Below are 20,908 nucleotides of genomic sequence, written 5' to 3' on the forward strand. Positions count from 1 at the left end.
CTTTTTTCATGGAATTTTATAAAATACAGCTTTGAATTTATAAAAAAAAAAACATTTTTATTGTATAATATATAGGAGATAGTAAGGAGAGAAATAAAATGATCAACTATAAAAGATGCTCAGAAGTAAGTATAGATTCAGTATTTAATGCCTTTAAAATTGGTTTTAGCGATTATATGATAAAAATAGATATATCTAAGGAAGTTTTCATAAATAGATTTTTTGATACTGAAGGTAATTCTATAGAAAGATCCTTTATAGCACTTGACTCCAATAATCCTGTAGGAATCATTTTAGGAGGAATAAAAAACTATGAAGGTATTCCTACTATAAGATGTGGAAGCTTTGCTGTACATCCATCCTATAGAGGTACAAATGTAAGTGTAGACTTATTTAAACTACATAGAAATGAAGCTGTAAGAAATGGATGCAAACAATTGTTTTTGGAAGTGATTAAAGATAATTTTAGAGCAATAAAATTTTATGAAAACATGGGTTATCAGAAAATATATGAATTAAATTATTTTTATACACAAAATATGAAATCTTTAATAAAAAATAATAATATGCAGTTGGAAATAAAAAGAAGAGATATTAACGATATAAAATTAGTATTTAAAAATTTAAAGGATTTTCACATAAACTGGCAAAATGACATTGATTATATGGATAAAGTCAATGATGCCTACTTTTATAGTGCTTATAAACAATATAGTCTTTTAGGAGTTTTATGCATAGACTCTAATGGAAGAATACTATTTTTATGGGTGAATAAGCATTATAGATGCAAATCCATAGGTAAAACTTTATTATCCTCAGCTTATATCGATTTAAATTTACCTAAACTATCAATAGGATTTCCTAACAATAACTTAATACAAGGATTTATAAACCATATAGGCTTTGTCAAAAATCCTATATCACAATATGAGATGTATTTAACTCTTTAAAAGCCACTTCAAACTTAACAGCTAAAAAAAACAATGCGAAGCTTTGCTTCGCACTGTACTTACTTTAAATTATGCAGCTGTTTTAATAGATTCTACGTATTTCTTTGCTTTTTCAGTATCATATTTTCCTTCTAATTTAGATACAACTACCACTGCTAATGAGTTACCACAAACATTTACAGCAGTTCTTGCCATATCAAGAATACGGTCAATACCAGCAATAAATGCTAGTCCTTCTAGTGGTATACCTACAGAACCCAATGTAGCTAAAAGTACAACAAAGGATACTCCTGGTACTCCTGCTATACCTTTTGAAGTAAGCATTAATACAAGAACCAAATTAATTTGAGTTAATATTGGCAAGTGCATTCCATATAATTGAGCTATGAATAATGCTGCAATAGCTTGATACAATGTGGAACCATCTAGATTAAAGGAATAACCTGTTGGAACAACAAATGTAGCAATAGATTTTGGACATCCAAATTTCTCCATTTTCTCCATAATTCTTGGTAAAACTGTTTCTGAACTTGCTGTACTATATGCAAGTATAAGTTCATCCTTTAATACTTTTATAAGTGTAATAATGCTCGTTCCAGCTACTTTTGCTATAAGTCCAAGTACTACTAGAACAAAGAAGAACATTGCACCATAGGTGGTTATTGCTAACTTGCCAAGAGGAATTAAGGATTTAACTCCAAATTTTGAAACTGTTACACCAATTAATGCAAATACTCCAAATGGTGCTGTTTTCATAATTTGATTAGTTACCCAGAACATTGTATCAGCAACACCCTGACATATAGCTAAAACTGGCTTTCCCTTTTCTCCAATTGCAGCAACACCTAAACCAAACATAACAGAGAAGAATATAATTGAAAGCATGTCTCCTTTAGCAAGAGATTCAACAATATTTGTAGGAACTATATTTACAAAAGTATCTGCAAAACTGTGATGTGATACTGTTTGTGCTGTATTCATGTAATTTGAAATATTACTCTTTACAAGTGAATGCATATCAATACCAGTTCCTGGGTGGAATACATTAGCTATTATTAATCCAAGTACAATAGCAACAGTAGTTACAACTTCAAAATAAATTAAAGTTTTCACACCTAATTTTCCAACTTGCTTAATGTCTCCTCCTCCTGCAATTCCAACTACAAGTGCTGAAAATACAATAGGAACAACTATCATCTTGATTAATCTTAAAAATATATCTCCGATTGGCTGTAAATAAGTACTAACTGCTGGATTGCCATAAAATACAGCACCTACTATAACACCAAGTATAAGTCCGATAAGAATTTGAGTGGCTAAACCTAATTTCTTCTTTTTCACTTTTACCATCCTTTCTTTTTTTATTTATAGATTTTAAATTTATTTTTTATAATGAATCCATTTACATAGAAATTTTATAATAAATCCTATAAAAATCTACTAAATCAAACCTAAAACTACAAAAGAATTTTTTCAATTTTTCTCACTAATGAATATTTGAATTATTTTTATTCAATTGTATACGTTTACTAATTAATCATGACTGCCAATTTGCAATTGTATATATAATAGTCGTCATTAAGCACATATATTACATTAAAGTTGTATTTTTCCAAGCACTAGCATATTTACAGTTTTTCTGCTATCCTTTTTCTATCAAGTTGTTTAACTGGAAATATACTTGTTAGAAGTGTAAAATATAAGTTCAAGGGAGTGTAACGCAATTGAAAGAAGATTTATTTATCCTAGCATTAATGATTATTACAATACCTTTAACAGGAGAACTTAAAATGTACCCATTTCATGATACTTTTCGTATCAGTTTTGCTACACCAATTTTTTTATTCTTTTTGCTGTGGATAAAAAGATTACCCTTGTTTATACCAGGATTTATAATTGGTTTTTGCGTTATAGCATTTCGCACAACTTTAGACTTTTTTGTAAGAGGAAGTTTTCAATTTTTTCCAGACTTTATTTATCATTTTTCTGCTTTCTTTTATTATGTAACTTACTCAAGCCTTTTTTATTTGGCAAAAGTAAACCGGCTGCACCATCGTCCACTTTTATTAGGCTCCTTATGTGCATTAATAGATATAATATCAAGCATTGTTGAATTATTTTTTAGGTATTGTTTTTTAGGTAATAAATTTTATCTCTCCACCTTAGGAATTATTATTATAATAGCAATTATTAGAAGTTTTTTTGTTCTTAGCTTTTTTAATATAATTAAGTTAAATGAGATAAAAGCAGCAGCAAAGCAGCAGCAGGAACAAAATGAACATATGCTTCTTGTTATTTCCGGCTTATATGCAGAATCAGTTCAATTGAAGAAGTCCCTAAAAGATGCAGAAAATATAACTAGGAATTGTTATGATTTATATCAAAGTTTTCAAGATTCAAAATCTGACTTAAGTCAAAAAGATTTAGCCTCTAAATTACTAGCTATTGCTGGTCAAGTACATGAAATAAAAAAAGATAATCAAAGAATTTATGCTGGTCTTTCCAAAATGATTTCCGCAGAAAATTCAACTGATTATATGAATATTAATAGAATAGGACATATTATTGTTGAAACTAATGAAAAATATGCCCGTTGTCTTGGAAAAGATATTGAATTTATTTTAAACATTAATGACTATTTTCCAAGTTTACATGTTTACACTATATTGTCTCTTATTAATAATTTAGTTTCTAATTCTGTAGAATCCATTAAAGATAAAGGTACTATAAAAATTTCTATTTATAAGGATACGGAATTTATTAATTTTGAAGTTTGCGACACTGGTTCTGGTATTCCTGAAAAGAAAAAAAACTTAATCTTTAAACCTGGATATACTACAAAATATGATATAAATGGTGAACCCTCTACAGGAATGGGTCTACCTTATGTAAAAGAGTTAATTCAAACTCTAAAAGGTACTGTAACATTAAAGGATAACACTATTGAAAATGGAACAGTGTTTAATATAAAGCTTCCAATAAACAGTTTGATAGCGAAGGGGTGGTAAAATATGAATTTTTTCATTGTTGATGATGATGAAGCTATTCGTTCTATGCTAGGTGATATTATAGAAGATTATGATTTAGGCGAAGTTGTTGGAGAAGCTGAAAATGGTTCTAATATAAATGATCAATTATTAAAATCAAAAAAAGTTGATATTATTATTATTGATCTATTAATGCCTCTTAAAGATGGTCTTCAAACAATTCGTGATTTAGGTAATTGTTTTGCCGGAAAAACTATAATGCTTTCTCAAGTAGAAGATAAAGAAATGATTGGAAAGGCCTATTCTCTTGGAATTGAATATTATATTACAAAACCAATTAATAGACTTGAAGTAATAGCTGTTATTGAAAAAGTAATTGAACATATGCAGCTTGAAAAATCCATACAAGATATACAGAAAACACTTAATGTATTGCAATTTAATAAAGAAAAAGATAGGCAGGTTCATTCTTTTATGAGCAAAGACATAGTGAGCTCCGGTCAATTTCTTTTGACAGAATTAGGTATAATAGGAGAAAGTGGAAGTAAAGATTTATTAGATATAGTTCAATATTTATTTGAATGTGAAAACGAAAAACCTTTTGAACTTGGATTTCCATCCTTAAAGAAAATATTTATTGATGTAGCTATGAAGAAATTAGGACCTCTATGTGATTCAATGGATTTAAATAAAGAAATGAAAGCTTCAGAACAAAGAATCCGAAGAGCAATATATCAAGCATTAAATCATCTGGCTTCCTTGGGATTAACTGACTATTCTAATCCTAAATTTGAAGAATATGCTGCTATTTTTTTTGATTTTACAGAAGTTCGAAAAAAAATGCTTGAACTACAAAATGGAAGCAATGCCTCTATCTCATCAGTTCACATTAATACCAAAAAATTTGTTAGAGTTCTATATATAGAGTCAAAGAAAAGATTATAAAAAACATTGACTTAAGATGAAGTTTCATAATTCACCTTAAGTCAAATCTCACTTAGTTTTCTTATTTTTTCTAAACTCCACAAAATCATTTACTATTTCCGGTCTTAATTTTAAAAAATTAATAAAATCCTGAAAGTATTGTACAGTTTCATCATTTATAGTGTGTTCTACCTTTTCAGTTTGTTCCAAGACTCCATTAGAAATTCCCAGAATTTTAAAAAAGGCTTCTATTATATTATGTCTATTAAGTAGGTATTTACCCATACTTTTACCTTCTTTAGTCAAGATTATAATTCCATACTTTTCATACTTTACAAACTTTAATTCCGATAATTTTTGTACCATTTTAGTTGCAGAAGGAGGTTGTACATTTAAAGCCTTTGCTAATTCGTGTATACGCGTAAAACCTACTTTTTCTGATAATCTATAAATCATTTCCAAATAGTCTTCCATAGAAGCAGTTAATACATCACATTCCTTTTTCATATATTCACTAAAAGTGAAAAAGTCTTCATTTGCCACTTTTTCCACCTACTTAAATATTTCTCTTTTTAATTTTACAACTCATTTTCTAAAAATAGAACTGTATATTCATATAATATTCATTGTTTATTGTATGGTGCAGATTTAAACTATGCAGCATTTTTAATAGATTCTACATATTTCTTTCCTTTTTCAGAATCATATTTTCCTTCCCACTTAGATACAACCACAACAGCTAGAGAGTTTCCGCAAACATTTACGGCAGTTCTTGCCATATCAAGAATACGGTCAATTCCAGCAATGAATGCTATACCTTCTACTGGTATACCTACAGATCCTAATGTAGCTAATAAAACAACAAAGGATACCCCTGGTACTCCTGCTATACCTTTTGAAGTAAGCATTAATACTACTACTAAATTAATTTGAGTTAATATTGGCAGATGCATTCCATATAATTGAGCTATGAATAATGCTGCAATAGCTTGATACAATGTAGAACCATCTAAATTAAAGGAATAACCTGTTGGAACAACAAATGTAGCAATAGCTTTTGGACACCCGAATTTCTCCATTTTCTCCATAATTCTTGGTAAAACTGTTTCTGAACTTGCTGTACTATATGCAAGTATAAGTTCATCCTTTAACACCTTTATAAGTGTAAAAATACTTGTTCCTACAAATTTTGCTATACATCCAAGTACAACTAAAACAAAGAAGAACATTGCACCGTAAGTAGTTATAGCTAATTTACCAAGAGGGATTAAGGACTTAATTCCAAATTTTGAAACGGTTACACCAATTAATGCAAATACTCCAAATGGTGCTGTTTTCATAATTTGATTAGTTACCCAGAACATTGTATCTGCAATTCCTTGACATATAGCTAGAACTGGTTTTCCCTTTTCCCCTATAGCAGAAACACCTAGACCAAACATAACAGAAAAGAATATAACTGCAAGCATGTCCCCTTTAGCAAGAGACTCAACAATATTGGTAGGAACTATATTTACAAAAGTATCTGCAAATCCGTGATGTGATACTGTTTGTGCTGTATTCATGTAACTTGAAACATTACTTTTTATAAGAGAATGCATATCTATGCCAGTTCCTGGGTGGATTACATTACCTATTACTAACCCAAGTATGATAGCAACAGTTGTTACCACTTCAAAATAAACTATAGTCTTTACACCTAATTTTCCAACTTGCTTGATATCTCCACCTCCGGCAATACCAACTACAAGTGCTGAGAATACAATTGGAACTACTATCATCTTAATTAACCTTAAAAAGATATCACCTATTGGCTGCAGGTATGTACTTACTGCTGGATTTCCGTAAAATACAGCACCTACTATAACACCAAGTACAAGACCTATAACAATTTGAGTTGCTAGAGATAATTTCTTTTTTTTCATTTTTACCATCCCTTTTCTTTAAATTATATATAAAGCTTAAATTTATGTTCCATTATGAAACCCTTTACAATGGAATTTTATAATACAATCTATAAAAATCTACCAAATTAAACTTAAATCTACATAATATTTTTTATATTTTTTCTAAACAAACATTTGATTGGAAAAATTACAATGTTTTCTCAAATATAAAACGCAAAAAAAATATTGACTTAAGATGAAATTTCATACTTCACCTTAAGTCAAATCCCACTTGATTTTGTTGTTTTTTCCAAACTCCTAATAAATCTTATTTTGCATTATATTTGTCTTCTTATTTCATTTCCACATTTGAATTCTCCTTCTTCGGCACTATGAACCTTCCAATGAGTTTTTGTATGCATGTCAGTACTCTGTACAGATTGAGCCTGAGTGTTTTCTGGATTTTTTTGATCTAAATCTTGAATTTTATCTGGTGCTGTTTTTGCCATTGAACGATAAGTCATAAAACCACCTCCTTTTTATAGTTTTGCTCAGAGGAGTTTTTTTATTATATAAATTTTAAGCCTTCTTTTCCATGAATTTATTCTTTTTCAAATAAGTTTTATAAATATTTATTCTTCTGAACAAATTTCATCTAACTTAGCTAAAATATTTCTATAACCTTTTTTTATAATTTCATTTTCATATAACTGTTTGTAAGTTATACTATCTATATCCATGTTAACCGCTTTTTTTAAATTTTCTCCATAAAGTTTTTTTAAAAGCATTGTACAATCTATTTTTACTAAATTATAACTATTATTGTCATAATAATTAAATTCATTTGTATCTCTATTTAACTTTTCTATAATTCCATATAACTGATATATATAACTTAATTCTTTTAAATCAAATTCATTTTTTAAATAAGCAACACCACTTGAATATTCACCATCCATAGGTACAGGATACATATCTGCATTATTTTTATCCCTAAAGGACTTTAAGAGTCTAATACTTTGAAAAATGGCAGTACATAAGTCCAGTCTTATTATATTAGCATATTGACGACTTCTTTTTTTCCTTACAGTCTCTTGATATTTTCTATTATCTTCCACTATTTTATTTTGCACTTCTATATTCCTATCAGTAGATCTTTTAGTTGTAAACCAACCAAAAATACCACCAATTATTGCTCCAAGTATTATTGATATAAAAGATATTACTGGTGTTATAAGATGTTGAGGCAAGCTGTTTATCATTTCTCCTCCTTAAGTATTAGTAATAAAATGCTTTTAAATTATTTTTTCTATAAAAAAGTTTTTTTATACTTTAAATCATTTTCCTCTACTTCTTTTTTGAAAATTATTTATACTATCTAAGAAGTCATGCATGAAATTGGATCCTCTAGATATAATAACTCCTGTAAGTATCATTCCCATATAAGGTATACTTATAGGAAGTCCCACTGCATTCATTAAATCTATATTGGACCCAATAGCTATAAGTTCTCCAAAAGCTAAAGCACCAAGTCTATCATAACTAAATTTGCCATCCTGCCAGAACATCTTTGTTGTTTCCCATAAAGCTTCTACTATTAAAGCTGCTATCAAAAACCTTAACAAGTTCATTTTTTTATAATATTCACCACCAATTAAAATTACTAGGTAAACTTCTTAAGATGTTTTTCTACAAGTTATATATGCAGTATTTTTTAACATTATGAAAATTAGATATAAAAAATAGTAGACCCAATATGCTTGGTCTACTATTTTTCATATCCTATTTCCATATTTATATTACATTTTTCTCAGCAGATTTACAAATTTCCGTTAAATCCTCAATACTATCTATAATGTAATCCGGTTTATATTCTATAAGTTCCTTTAGTGAAAGAGCTGTATATTTTACTAAACAAGTTTTACATCCAGCATTTCTTCCACAAAGTATATCATTATGGCTATCTCCAACCATTATGGCCTCTTCTGGTAAAATGTTAAGCAGCTCACAAGCCTTTAATGCTGGATCTCCCAAAGGCTTATGCTTTTTTGTATCTTCAGGGCATACTATAACATCCATATATTTATATATATTTATAAGCTCAAGACCTCTAAGTGCCATATTTCTTCTTTTTGAAGTAACTATAGCAAGTTTTACGCCCATGCTCTTTAAAGCTTTAAGGCCTTCTTCTACACCGCTAAATTTTGTAGCTAATTCATCATGCTTACTTTCATTGAAACTTCTAAAAAGATTTAAAAGCAAATCAGCATTTTCGCTATCATATCTTGCCATAGCATCTCTTAAAGGTTCTCCAAAAGTCCTTACTATTTCTTCTCTTGAAATATCTTTATTAAAATGTTTGTTAAATGCATACTTAAAACTCTTCACAATAAGATCATTAGTATTTATAAGTGTTCCATCTAAATCAAATAAAACTGCCTTAATCATTTAATCTTCTACCTCCTGCTCATAAGTGACTTTACTACATGGTATCATAGTAAGCACTGAACAACAAGAGTTATACTAATTAAGCTAAACACTTTTTAATAAGATTAAAGGTAAAATAAATTGTACTTATAACTATTACGTCAAAGGATAAACTTTTAAACTTTTCGATATCTATACCCTTCACTATACTTACACCACCTTAATTTAAATTAATATTCCAATCATAAATCCACTTAAAAAAATACTTTTCACTAACATAAATGATACTCCAATAAAAATAAATTTCAATTCTATTTATTTTCCTTTGAAGGTCTTTATTAAATTATGATTTAATATATCGTCGGAATACTGAAGTTCTTTCAAATATTGTTCTTTTTCGGCTTTTAAAGCTTCAGTTTCTGGTATTTTTTCTCCTGTTTTTACATCATAATAGGTATTGGTCCAGGATACATAAAACACTTTTCCATTTGTAAAGGACCCATTTCTAAAAACAACCTTACCACTATTACCATTTAAAATATCTTTTCCTAGCATATATTGTCTAGGTAAATTAAACATATTAGCTAAAGTAGGATATAAATCCATTTGTGATGAATAAGTATGATTTACACCTTTATTTTCATCTCCAGGAAAATGTATAAACATTGGCACCTTTTGATTTTTTACCCAATCATAATCAGTAGCATTATTTATTTTTTCAAATTTATAAAGCTCTTGTTCATTATCCTTTGGAATTGCAAAATGATCACCATACAAAACTACAATAGAATTATCTAATATTTTTTCTTTTTCCAATTTATCTAAAAATGTTCCTAATTGTTGATCTGTATAATGTATACCCTTTAAATAGTTACCCAAAAGAGTACCTTCATATTCACCTACATTAAAATCTCCATATCCCTTTGTGTCATCATAAGGATAATGACTACTTAGGGTTACTAAAAATGAATAATAAGGCTGCTTAAGAGTTTTTAGTTTATCTAAGCTTTGGTTTAAAAATGATTTATCACTAAGTCCAAGCCCAACATTCTCATCTATATTAAAACTATGTTGTCCATAAAATTTATCAAACCCTTGTACTGGATACATTACATTTCTATTCCAAAATCCTTCATTATTAGCGTGAAAAGCCGCAGTATTATATTGCTTCTCTTTAAGTTCCTTAGCCAAAGAACTATAAGTATTACCACTATAACTATAATAAGCTGCACCTGATTCTGCAGGATATAATGAATTATTGGACATAAACTCTGCATCAGAAGTATTTCCCCCTGCTACTTGATAAAAATAGTTATCAAAGTACATGCTTTTATTTACCCATCTATTTAAATTCGGAGTTATTTCTTGTCCATTTATTTTCTGATTTATAACAAATCCTTGCAGTGCTTCCACCTGTATCATTATAAGGTTTTTTCCTTCTGCTGTACCTGTAAAATTAGTTCCAGTACTTTCATTATTTTTAGCCAAAAAGTCTTTTATTTCCTGCTCTCTTGCAGTTGAAAGCTTAGATGAATTTTTTATAGATGTACTTACAAAATTATATGCATCTATAGCATGGAAATTAATATTTCCTATCATTTTGGTTAAATATACTCTATCACTCATTGAACTTATAAGAGTAGGCTGCTCTTTAGATACTGCATAAACAGATTGAGTATCCATTACAACTCCAATAAGTAAAGTTGCCATAAACATACATGCTTTTCTTAAAAACATTTTTTTATTGTTATTTGCAACTTTAAACTTTTTTATAATAGGTGCAAGAAATACTATATCTATTAAATATAAAAAATCTTTTACATTAATTAAACTTTTTACACTGGCAGATACTCCAGTTAAAAGTTTTACATTTTTTACAGCCGAAACTGTTATTACATCTTTATAATATCTAAAATATACAATATCCGCTATTAAAATTAAACTTATTAAAATATCCAATGTGAACAACAATTTTATTCTTCTACTCTGTTTAAACAGTGTAAAAAAACTAACCAATATCAGTATAGACGCTATAATAGGACGATCTACCTTAGCGTAAAAATAATCTGGAGATATTTGTTTTCCGTAATGCATGACTTTTACATATATTATAATCAAAAACAAAATTAAATCTAGATTATTTTTAATACTTAGCATTAGTTTATCTATATAAGATTTTGTCTTGTCATTTATTTTAAAATGTATCTTATCTTTTATTTTTAATTTTATATTATTCACTTATAACCCTCCTAACTTATAAACTTATATTACTATGATTAAATTACATATTCGTGACAAGTTAATGAATAAATTGTTAATATCATTATAAAAGCAAGAAATTTTAGAAGGATTATCTTTAAGATTATTTATATAAACTTACTATAAAATAAAACCTAACACCGTTACTTATATTTTTTACACCATATTCATATCCATGGAGCATAAGTATGTTTTTCACTATAGCAAGACCTACTCCCGTTCCACCTAACTTTCTGTTTCCTGACTTATCTATTTTATAAAATTTACTCCATATTTTATCCATTTCATCTTCTGGTATTTGTTTACCGCTATTTTCTACATAGACTAAAGCCTTGTTATTCTCTAGTTTTTCTAAACTTATCTTAATATATCCATGCTCCCCAGTATGCCTTATAGCATTAGTAATAAAATTTATTAAAACCTGCTCAATTCTTCTCCAATCCGCATATATTTTTACATCCTGCTGTAAATTCAATTTAAAATCTATAGAATTATTCTCTATTGGTGCTGAAAATCTTTTAATAGTTGATTCTATAAGTTTATGTGCCAAAAATTCTTCCTTAATTAATTTAAAATTTCCAGATTCCAACTGAGATAAATCCAGCATATCATAAACCAAATTTCCCATTCTTTTGGATTCATCTATTATTATATCTATGTAATAGTCCTTATCATCGCCTTCAAATATGCCATCCTTAATTCCTTCGGCATACCCTTCTATTAAACTTATAGGAGTTTTTAATTCATGGGAAACTGCAGCAACAAATTCCTTTCTCATTTTTTCTAATGCTCTTTCTCTTTCTATATCATTTTCCAGCTTAATATTAGCTTCTTTTAATGAAGTCAATGCTTCATCTAAATTTCCTGATAAAAAATTTAAAGTATTAGATAAATTTCCTATTTCATCTTCTCTTTGTATATAGCACTTTTCTGAAAAATCTAAAGCTGCCATCTTAGATGCTGTTTCATTAATTTTTAAAAGAGGTTTTGATATCATGTTAGAATATAGAAGTGATAATATTATAATCAGTATTACCGCTCCTACATAAAAATAAAAATAAAATTCTTTTATTACTAAAGATGCTTCATTTACAGGCTGAAGTGAAGATATAGCAAATATTATATTTCCTTTACCAACATTAGAAGTAGCAGTTACTATAGTCCTCATTTCATTACTTTTCTTAGAAGTTATCCTAGTTATAGTCTTATCTTCTTTTTTCATGATTTCCATAATATCAGAACTCATTGTCCAAGACTTTATAACTTCATTAATGATTCTAATTTTTAAATTATCTGCTTTTTCGTTATTAGACTTCACTATGAATTTCAGATTACCGTTGTTATCTAATATGGCTATTTTAGCATTGTTACTTTCTTCAAATTCCTTTATAAGTTCCATTTCTCTTTCTTGTGTTTTGGCCTTGTTATAACTTACCTTGAAATTTTGTATACCATCTTGCAAATTAGCCTTTTTCTTACTTACATAAAATTTTTCAAAAAATAAAGATTGAATTAAAAAATTAGTACTTATAAAAATTATAAAAACTATAAAAGTTACAATAAATAACTTCCAAGTTATACTTTTATTTATCTTATTTGATATATTGTCTTTAAAAAATTTTATGTTTAATTTCATATTCAATACACCTAAGCGTGTCCTTTCATTTCAAATTTATATCCTGTCCCTCTTACAGTAGATATTAAATATGCCTTTTCACCAAGTTTTTCTCTAAGTCTTTTTATATGCGTATCAACAGTTCTTAAATCTCCATAGTAATCTATTCCCCATACTGAATCCAAAATTTGTTCTCTACTAAGCACCATTCCCTTATTTTTAGCGAAATAACTTAACAATTCAAATTCCTTTGGAGACAAATATATATCTTCGTCATTGATCTTTGTTTCATGGGCTTTTTCATTTATATAAAGTCCATCAAAAAAGTTATCTTGATTATTTTCATCTGGATAAGCTCTCTTTAAAAGTGCTTTTACTTTAGCTACTAACAATTTAGGACTGAAAGGCTTTGTAACATAATTATCTGTTCCTAACTCAAACCCCAATATTTGATCTTCATCTTCTGCTTTTGCAGTAAGCATAATAACTGGAACTTGAGATATTTTTCTAATTTCTTTACAAGTTGTCCATCCATCCATGACAGGCATCATTATATCTAGTACCACCAATTCCACAGTATTTTCTTTAAAAATCTTCAATGCATCCTTGCCATTTTCTGCTTGAAGCACATTAAAGCCTTCCTTTTTTAAATAAGCATCTATTAAAAATCGCATTCTCTCTTCATCATCTACAATTAATATAGTTTTATTCATGTTCAATCTCCTAACTTTAAATCAGTAATCAAAGATTAACAAATAGTTCTAATTACCTTTTTTTAGTTTAACCACCTACTGTTACAACACATTGTCAAACTTGTTAATAAATTTTAAACATATTCTTTTTCCTTTTCTAAAAATATGTTATAGGTTTCATCATCATAATTGCACATAACTACAGTTTCTAAACAGTCAGCCTTATTTTTTAAAAACTCCGTTGTAGTTTTTACTAATATATCTGCACATTTATCCTTTGGAAATCCAAATATGCCAGAGCTTATGGCTGGCATGGATATAGACTTCAATCCATAGGCTTCTGCTACATTTAGCACATTATCAACTGTTTTTTTTAATTTTTCTTCTTCATTTCCTTCTCCCATTCTAGGCCCTACCACATGTAATATAAATTTGCAGGGCAATTTATATCCATCAGTAACAACACAATTAGTTACATCTAGAAATCCTCTCTTTTTAATTAAATTATTGCTATCCTTTTGTATCTGCATTCCACCTGCTTTTACTATTGCTGCTGCAGCGCCTCCCCCATGCTTCAACGCTCCATTTGCAGGATTAACTATAGCATCTGTTTCTTCCTTTGTAATGTCTCCTTTTTTGATTATTATACTCTTATTGCCGTCAATTTTAATCATAAACATCCCCACCTTTAACTAAATCCAATATTTATAAAATAATCTTACAATTACTAAGACTTTTTTTCAATATGAATATAGTCATATAGATGTGCAGTTATAGTACTAATACCTACACATCTATGCTATAATAAAATGTATGATTTAATGTAGACTATTTAGGAGGTTTTTATTTTGGACACGAGAGAAAAAATACGAAATATATTTTTGTACTTGCTAAGTATAAAGAACATGGATAAAAAAATAGTAAGAGATGTTACAAAATATATTAAAGTAATTTCTGAATCGGATTTGTATAACAAAAAAGGATGTTTAGTAAATAAAAGTGATGATGAAAACTGGCTCACAGTTGGTAAAGAATGTGATGATTTATACAACACTTTATTTAAAATATATTCTACTATGGAGAAAAACAGTGAAGATCTAGAAATAATTTGGGGACATGGACTTTTAAGCTTAGAAGTAAATGGTGAAAAAATAATTCATCCTATGTTTAGTACTAAAATGGTACTTAACTTTAATAGCGAAAAAGCCATATTTACTCTTTCTCCCTACAATAATATAACAAACTTTGAAATAGGAATATTGGAAGGTTTGGATTTGCCTAATCTAGATAAGATATTAGATATTTCATTAGATATAAAAAAGAATGGAATAGATGCAAGAAATATATGTGATATAGAAGCTATTTTAATTAATATTTTAAATTGTTTAAGTGCAGAACTTGAAGAAAATTCATTAAATAAAGATATTGTTTCTTTAAACTCCGTAAAGGTTTCAACATCACCTGTTTTTTACAACTCTCCCTGCATTATTTTAAGAAACATAGATACTAGGATATGGGATATAGAACTTAAGGATATATTAAATTACATAGACAAAGGTAATCCTATTCCTAAAACTATAGAATCCTTAGTAAAGGAAACAAATTCTTTAGGTAATACTGATATTTATAATGAATGGGAAGGCATAGGTAAAGACATATTATTTCCTCTGCCAGCTAATGAAGAACAAAAAGAAATAACTAAAAGACTTGCTAACAATTTTGGAGTAGTAGTTCAGGGACCTCCTGGAACCGGTAAAAGCCATACTATATGCAATTTAATATGTCATCTTATGGCTCACGGAAAAAGAGTTTTAGTTACCAGTCAAACAGATAAAGCTCTAAAGGTATTATCTGAAAAAATACCAGAAGAAATAAGATCCTTATGCATAAGTCTTTTAGGTAATGACACAAAAGCTTTAAAGGATTTAGATGAATCAGTAAGAAAAATCACTGAAAACTTATCCATTAATCCTAGTACTCTTTTAAAGGAAATTGAGCCTGTAGAAGCAGAATTGAAAAAATGTAGAAAAAATATAGAAAACCTTATGAGTGAATTAAAGGAAGCTGAATCCTTTGAAAATAAAACTGTAAATTATAGAAATGAAAGCTTTACCCTTACTCAATTATCGAAATGGATTAATGAAAATAAAAATACCTGTTCATGGATAGATGATAGTATAGAAATGAAAACTAGAGCATCCTTGTCTCAACAGGATTTTCACAGCCTTATAAAGCTTATGAAAGAAAACAAAAAAGAATATATTGATAAATTAAATAAGGTTGGAAATTTACTGTACAAGCTTCCTTCTTATAATGAACTAACAGAAACCTTAAGCAGAGTAAATTTCTTAGAAGATAATTTGAATAAATACAGAAAAAATGTAGAATTATGCACTATAGAAATTGGTAATGAGAAGCTAGAAGAATTTTTAAAATTTATTACAACAGCTAGAGACAAAATATCATTAATAGAAAACGGATGGCTTAAATCCGTATTAAAATCTTATTATAGCAATGATGCTTATGAAGAGTTTTGGAAGGATATAATTTTAAACTTAAATAAACATGTAAATGAAATAAGTGTTATAAAGCAAATAGTAAATTCACACAATATAAAATTTCCTGTTGGCATAGATATAACTAAGCTTAAGGATGACTTTAAAATAATTCATGACCAAATTAATTCTAAAGGAAAACTTGGTTCCATATTTAAATTACTTCATAATCAATGCAACTACATTCTACAGGATTGTGAAGTAGATTACAGACCTTTAACTACTAAAGAACAGTGTGATATATTTAGTAAAGCTATAGACAAGGAAATTTTAGAAAGAAATCTTAGAACCTTATGGAATAACACAGTAAAAGAATATGGTGGAAAGATAATAACTAATTCAGATAGCAACCTTTTAAATACTATTTCAGAAAATATATTGAAAATAGAAATTATAATTAATTGGGAAGAATCTTACACAAGGATCATAAAAGAATACTTAGATAACTCGAAATTTCCTATTGAACTTAATTTATATAGCAAAAAAGATTATGATTATTTAATAAACATATTCCAATCTGTAAAATACTTAAGAGAATATGAGGAATTAAATAATAAATTACAAGCTACCAGACAGCTATTTATAAAAAATGATTATTTAAGTGAAGCTTCTGATTGGATTGCAGACTATGATAAGACAAAAATCAGAAAGTTATATGATGAACTGTGGAAGCTCAAGGATATAAAGAATACATCTGATAAAATAAATACTTATATTAGTAAACTTAAAGGTACATGCCCTACATTTACCAAAAAGCTATTAAGTCAATGGGCTGATAATTCTATTGATGACAATTATAAAAATTGGGATGATGCTTGGAAATGGAAAGCTGGCAGTTCTCTTTTAAAGGAAATATACAAGTTAAAACCTGATCAATTAGAACAAGATATAGAAGCTGAAAAATCAAGAGAAACTATGCTGATAAAAGAGATAGTAGCCAAAAAAACCTGGTACAACCAAATTATACACACTACTGAATCTCAAAAAAGAAGCCTTTTTACCTGGATGGAATCTATAAAAAGAATTGGAAAAGGTACAGGAAAACAAGCTTCAAAGTATAGAAGATTAGCTCAAAAAGAGATGGAAAATTGTAAGGGTGTTATACCTGTTTGGATTATGCCTCTAAATAAAGTTATAGAAACTATAAAGTTGGAAGATGATTTATTTGATGTAGTTATTGTGGACGAAAGCAGTCAAAGTGACATTTCAGCAATTACTGTATTACTTAGAGGTAAGAGAGCTGTTATTGTTGGTGATGAATGGCAAATAAGCCCTGAAGCTATCGGTAAAGATAATGAAATGGTGGAAAATCTAATTCATAGATATTTAAAAGAGATTCCTCATAGTGAATGGTTTGATTTAAAAACAAGCCTTTATCACACAGCATTAAGGGTGTTTCCTAGCCGGTTAGTACTTAAGGAACATTTTAGATGTGCTCCTAGTATAATAGATTTCAGCAATAATCTATGTTATTCTGGAGAAATTATACCTTTAAGGTGTCCTGAAGCTTCAGATTCATTTTCACCTGTAGTTTCTGCAGTTAAAGTGGAAAATGGTCTTAAAGATCTATCTAAAAATGTAAATGAAGAGGAAGCAGCAGCTATAGTAAATAAAATAGTTCAGTGCTGCAGTGATGAAAAATATAAAAATATGACTATGGGTGTTATTTCTCTTTTAGGAGAAGCTCAAAGCGAACTTATAGAAAATATGCTTAAGGAAAGCCTAGGCATTGAAGAAATGATACGTAGAAGGTTAATATGCGGTGATGCTTATTCCTTCCAAGGTGATGAAAGAGATATAATTTTCTTATCTTTAGTTATTGCTAAAAATGCTAAGTTTACAGCTTTGACTAAAGAATCTGATATAAGAAGATTTAACGTAGCTGCGAGCCGTGCCAGAAATCAAATGTTCTTATTTCACAGCGTAGATATAGAAGATTTGAATCCAAAATGTGTAAGATCAAGCCTTTTAAGTTATTGCCTAGACAGCGAAAAGAAATCCTTACAGTATGAAAAGGGAAATAACTTATTAGTATCTGGTTTTAAAAACGACGTATTATGTGCTCTTGAAAAAAGAGGCTACAAGGTTAAACCTAATATAAAAATAGGAAAATACAAGATAGATTTTGTAATAGAAGGAACTTACGGCAGGCTAGCAATAGATTGCTGCGGGGAAGACACTGCATTCTCCTCAAATTGGGAAGAAAATCATAACAGAAGAATGACTCTTCAAAGAGTTGGCTGGAAATTCTTTATACTGAGGGAAAGCGAATTTTACTATAATCCTAATAATTGTATAGATAAAATTTCACATTATTTGGAGTTAAATCAAGGATAACATAAAGGTAGCAGCTGTATGTAAAAATAATATATAGCTGCTACCTTGTATTCACTTGGCTTTTATTAGGCACTTAATATTAACTCGTCTACCTTACATCGTAAAACTTTAGCAAGGACGACTACTTTTTGAAAACTTGGATTTTTCTTATCCCCTCTTTCTAACTCCTCTAAATAAGATTTTGAAATTGAAGTTTCGTATTTCGGATTCTTCGTAAGATTTTGGATATCCAAAGTAGTATATCCAAGATTCAATCTTATATCACGAATTTTTTTACCGTTTAACATAAGAAAACCCCCTATTTAATTATTAAGTTCCTAATTCAATTATAACTTCTTTTTCGTAAAAATTGTAGTACTTTTTATACGTTTTTTAACTATTTAATAACAAATTAAAACTAAATTAACATATTGTTAATGAATATAAAATTAAGTTAAGAATTAATAGTTGTGGAATAAATAATTTTCTATTATTCGGGAACATTATAATTATGTATTTTACTTTTCATGGAGGTATATTTATGGATAATAATAAAAGTCATATGAGAACTGATGATAAATCTAATGCTGAACTTAGAAAAATGTATCCTAAAGATGGTGAAGATATAGGTATAGTTCAAGGAGAAAAATTAGGATCTCATTCCAATGGCAAAAAGTTCACCAAACGCTCCAAATTATCTCACAATGTATAATTAATAATACATTATCAACAAAGTCCTTTTTTAATAATAATTAAGGACCTTGTTGCTTTTTTATTTTTTGTAGTATAATGTATTAGACAATATATGCGAGGTGAATTTAATGAAAGATAAAATTCTTCATTTATTAAAAGAAAATGAAGGAAATTTTATATCAGGACAAACAATTAGTGAAAAATTAAATGTAAGCCGTACTGCCATATGGAAATACATAAATATTCTTAAAAAAGAAGGTTATCACATAGATTCCATATCAAAAAAAGGATATAAATTAACTTTTTCTCCTGATATACTCTCTTTTGAAGAAATAAGTGAAAATTTAACTACAAAATACATAGGTAAAAATTTATTTTATTTTGAAAGCTTAGATTCTACAAATACAAAAGCAAAAGAACTTGCTTCAAAAGATGCAACCCATGGTACTGTAGTAATAAGCGAAGAACAAACTTCTGGAAAAGGCAGATTGGGACGAGTTTTTGTATCTCCTAAACGCAAAGGTATTTGGATGTCCATAATTATGAGACCGGATATGGAGCCTTTAAAGGTACCTAAAATCACTCAGGTAGGTGCTGCAGCTCTTGTTAAAACCTTTGAAAATTTTAATATAAAGGTTCAAGTTAAATGGCCAAATGACATAATTTTAAATAACAAGAAGCTTTGCGGTATTTTAACTGAAATGAGCGGAGAATTAAATAAGGTTAGTTACGTGGTTATGGGTATAGGAATAAATGCAAACTTAGATAAAGAAGATTTTCCAGAAGACTTAAGAGATAAAGCTACTTCTATAAGCATAGAAACAGGGAATTATATAAAAAGGAAAGAATTTGTAAGTATTTTAATGAACACCTTTGAAAAGTTATATGAAGAATTTGTAGAAGAAGATAACATAAAAACTTCCGTAAGCATATGCAGGGACCACTCTATACTTATCGGAAAAGAAATTAAAATTATAAATAGGAATGAGGAAATTTTTGCTAAAGCATTAGATTTAGATGAAAACGGTGAACTAGTAGTTGAATTTAAAGATGGAAGCGTTCACAAGATTTTTTCTGGTGAAGTTTCCATTAGAGGAATAAATGGCAGCTACACTCCTTAACACGAAAAGCCTGTAATATCTACAGGCTTTTGCCATTTTGCTCTTTATAAATAGAACCTGTTCTTACCCACTTTTGTCCACATTGGGTACACTTTAAAATTTCGCTATTTTTTCGAATATTAAGCACTAATGTTTTAAATTTATGACAACCACAGTTACATTTAAATTTATTTACCTTCAATATGGTTTATCTCCCTTCTCAATGTCAATGAATCTCACTTATTTGAAGCTTGTTTCTCCTTATAAGTTTACATGAATTATCCAGTAGTTTAACTATCAGATAAAATTTAATCTTGTTGTCCAATTATATCATATTAGCTAGCTTTATGCTAATTATACTTTTAAAACTTCTTTTTTACTACTTTATATATTAATATTTATACTTAAAAATATACTTTTCAATAAACTTTTTCACAAAATAACTAAAAAAGCTATGAATTAAGGTTAAAACCTATACTTCATAGCTTATACATTTAAAATTTA

Annotated in this window: 19 protein-coding genes; 6 read left to right on the top strand and 13 right to left on the bottom strand. The window is 28.4% G+C overall.

Translation table 11 applies throughout. From position 1 onward, the window contains the following. Positions 1-98: 98 nt before the first annotated feature. Positions 99-950 carry a GNAT family N-acetyltransferase gene (locus Ccar_RS12835; RefSeq protein WP_007060239.1) on the top strand — a complete coding sequence of 284 codons (852 nt, stop codon included), beginning with the start codon at positions 99-101 and terminating at the stop codon, positions 948-950. 69 nt (positions 951-1,019) lie between these two features. On the opposite strand, the gene Ccar_RS12840 is transcribed toward Ccar_RS12835, so the two are convergent. Beyond that, positions 1,020-2,291, bottom strand: a complete 1,272-nt coding sequence (locus Ccar_RS12840; protein WP_007060238.1) for a cation:dicarboxylate symporter family transporter — start codon at positions 2,289-2,291, stop codon at positions 1,020-1,022. A 383-nt stretch (positions 2,292-2,674) separates the two neighbouring features. Between Ccar_RS12840 and Ccar_RS12845 the strand changes: the two genes are divergently transcribed. After that, a complete protein-coding gene (locus tag Ccar_RS12845) occupies positions 2,675-3,958 on the top strand; it encodes a sensor histidine kinase (RefSeq protein ID WP_007060237.1) in 1,284 nt (427 codons plus the stop codon). Positions 3,959-3,961: 3 nt separating this feature from the next. Then, positions 3,962-4,882 (top strand): response regulator, encoded by a 921-nt coding sequence (locus Ccar_RS12850; protein WP_007060236.1) that lies wholly within the window; start codon positions 3,962-3,964, stop codon positions 4,880-4,882. 48 nt (positions 4,883-4,930) lie between these two features. Here the strand turns inward: Ccar_RS12850 and mntR are convergent, their stop codons facing one another. The 10 genes from mntR to Ccar_RS12900 form a co-directional block, all read right to left on the bottom strand. Next, entirely contained in the window at positions 4,931-5,404 is a 474-nt protein-coding gene (mntR, locus tag Ccar_RS12855; RefSeq protein WP_007060235.1) for a transcriptional regulator MntR, read from the bottom strand. 110 nt (positions 5,405-5,514) lie between these two features. After that, complete coding sequence (locus tag Ccar_RS12860; protein WP_007060234.1) at positions 5,515-6,786, bottom strand: cation:dicarboxylate symporter family transporter; 1,272 nt, start codon at positions 6,784-6,786, stop codon at positions 5,515-5,517. 299 nt (positions 6,787-7,085) lie between these two features. Then, positions 7,086-7,271, bottom strand: a complete 186-nt coding sequence (locus tag Ccar_RS12865) for a hypothetical protein (RefSeq protein ID WP_007060233.1) — start codon at positions 7,269-7,271, stop codon at positions 7,086-7,088. A 108-nt stretch (positions 7,272-7,379) separates the two neighbouring features. Further along, on the bottom strand, positions 7,380-8,009 hold the full coding sequence (locus Ccar_RS12870; protein ID WP_007060232.1) for a hypothetical protein: 630 nt from the start codon (positions 8,007-8,009) through the stop codon (positions 7,380-7,382). 75 nt (positions 8,010-8,084) lie between these two features. Continuing rightward, positions 8,085-8,378, bottom strand: coding sequence for a hypothetical protein (locus tag Ccar_RS12875; protein ID WP_007060231.1), 294 nt, complete (start codon positions 8,376-8,378; stop codon positions 8,085-8,087). Between the two features lie 163 nt (positions 8,379-8,541). After that, positions 8,542-9,195: a pyrophosphatase PpaX gene (ppaX, locus tag Ccar_RS12880; protein WP_007060230.1), complete on the bottom strand. Its 654-nt coding sequence runs from the start codon at positions 9,193-9,195 to the stop codon at positions 8,542-8,544. 294 nt (positions 9,196-9,489) lie between these two features. Beyond that, positions 9,490-11,412 (bottom strand): LTA synthase family protein, encoded by a 1,923-nt coding sequence (locus Ccar_RS12885; protein ID WP_007060228.1) that lies wholly within the window; start codon positions 11,410-11,412, stop codon positions 9,490-9,492. A 124-nt stretch (positions 11,413-11,536) separates the two neighbouring features. Then, positions 11,537-13,069 carry a HAMP domain-containing sensor histidine kinase gene (locus tag Ccar_RS12890; RefSeq protein ID WP_007060227.1) on the bottom strand — a complete coding sequence of 511 codons (1,533 nt, stop codon included), beginning with the start codon at positions 13,067-13,069 and terminating at the stop codon, positions 11,537-11,539. An 11-nt stretch (positions 13,070-13,080) separates the two neighbouring features. Further along, positions 13,081-13,761, bottom strand: a complete 681-nt coding sequence (locus Ccar_RS12895; RefSeq protein WP_007060226.1) for a response regulator transcription factor — start codon at positions 13,759-13,761, stop codon at positions 13,081-13,083. Positions 13,762-13,874: 113 nt separating this feature from the next. Continuing rightward, a complete protein-coding gene (locus Ccar_RS12900; protein WP_007060225.1) occupies positions 13,875-14,414 on the bottom strand; it encodes a macro domain-containing protein in 540 nt (179 codons plus the stop codon). Positions 14,415-14,588: 174 nt separating this feature from the next. On the opposite strand from Ccar_RS12900, the gene Ccar_RS12905 reads away from it, so the two are divergent. Continuing rightward, entirely contained in the window at positions 14,589-18,632 is a 4,044-nt protein-coding gene (locus Ccar_RS12905) for an AAA domain-containing protein (RefSeq protein WP_007064954.1), read from the top strand. Positions 18,633-18,697: 65 nt separating this feature from the next. Here the strand turns inward: Ccar_RS12905 and Ccar_RS12910 are convergent, their stop codons facing one another. Then, complete coding sequence (locus tag Ccar_RS12910) at positions 18,698-18,919, bottom strand: helix-turn-helix domain-containing protein (protein WP_007060222.1); 222 nt, start codon at positions 18,917-18,919, stop codon at positions 18,698-18,700. Positions 18,920-19,152: 233 nt separating this feature from the next. Between Ccar_RS12910 and Ccar_RS26765 the strand changes: the two genes are divergently transcribed. Together Ccar_RS26765 and Ccar_RS12915 are read left to right on the top strand one after the other, a co-directional pair. After that, on the top strand, positions 19,153-19,323 hold the full coding sequence (locus Ccar_RS26765; protein ID WP_007060221.1) for a hypothetical protein: 171 nt from the start codon (positions 19,153-19,155) through the stop codon (positions 19,321-19,323). Between the two features lie 109 nt (positions 19,324-19,432). Continuing rightward, positions 19,433-20,425 carry a biotin--[acetyl-CoA-carboxylase] ligase gene (locus tag Ccar_RS12915; RefSeq protein ID WP_007060220.1) on the top strand — a complete coding sequence of 331 codons (993 nt, stop codon included), beginning with the start codon at positions 19,433-19,435 and terminating at the stop codon, positions 20,423-20,425. 19 nt (positions 20,426-20,444) lie between these two features. On the opposite strand, the gene Ccar_RS26770 is transcribed toward Ccar_RS12915, so the two are convergent. Further along, positions 20,445-20,606, bottom strand: a complete 162-nt coding sequence (locus tag Ccar_RS26770; RefSeq protein WP_007064953.1) for a hypothetical protein — start codon at positions 20,604-20,606, stop codon at positions 20,445-20,447. Positions 20,607-20,908 lie beyond the last annotated feature (302 nt).

It is taken from the genome of Clostridium carboxidivorans P7 (assembly GCF_001038625.1).
GTDB lineage: Bacteria > Bacillota > Clostridia > Clostridiales > Clostridiaceae > Clostridium_AM > Clostridium_AM carboxidivorans.

Coding starts and splice junctions, on each gene's coding strand:
- Ccar_RS12890 (WP_007060227.1), bottom strand. CDS start 13,069: ATGAAATTAAACATAAAATTTTTTAAAGACAATATATCAAATAAGATA.
- Ccar_RS26765 (WP_007060221.1), top strand. CDS start 19,153: ATGGATAATAATAAAAGTCATATGAGAACTGATGATAAATCTAATGCT.
- Ccar_RS12850 (WP_007060236.1), top strand. CDS start 3,962: ATGAATTTTTTCATTGTTGATGATGATGAAGCTATTCGTTCTATGCTA.
- Ccar_RS12910 (WP_007060222.1), bottom strand. CDS start 18,919: ATGTTAAACGGTAAAAAAATTCGTGATATAAGATTGAATCTTGGATAT.
- Ccar_RS12860 (WP_007060234.1), bottom strand. CDS start 6,786: ATGAAAAAAAAGAAATTATCTCTAGCAACTCAAATTGTTATAGGTCTT.
- Ccar_RS12915 (WP_007060220.1), top strand. CDS start 19,433: ATGAAAGATAAAATTCTTCATTTATTAAAAGAAAATGAAGGAAATTTT.
- Ccar_RS12895 (WP_007060226.1), bottom strand. CDS start 13,761: ATGAATAAAACTATATTAATTGTAGATGATGAAGAGAGAATGCGATTT.
- Ccar_RS12865 (WP_007060233.1), bottom strand. CDS start 7,271: ATGACTTATCGTTCAATGGCAAAAACAGCACCAGATAAAATTCAAGAT.
- Ccar_RS12900 (WP_007060225.1), bottom strand. CDS start 14,414: ATGATTAAAATTGACGGCAATAAGAGTATAATAATCAAAAAAGGAGAC.
- Ccar_RS12875 (WP_007060231.1), bottom strand. CDS start 8,378: ATGAACTTGTTAAGGTTTTTGATAGCAGCTTTAATAGTAGAAGCTTTA.
- Ccar_RS12835 (WP_007060239.1), top strand. CDS start 99: ATGATCAACTATAAAAGATGCTCAGAAGTAAGTATAGATTCAGTATTT.
- Ccar_RS12870 (WP_007060232.1), bottom strand. CDS start 8,009: ATGATAAACAGCTTGCCTCAACATCTTATAACACCAGTAATATCTTTT.
- ppaX (WP_007060230.1), bottom strand. CDS start 9,195: ATGATTAAGGCAGTTTTATTTGATTTAGATGGAACACTTATAAATACT.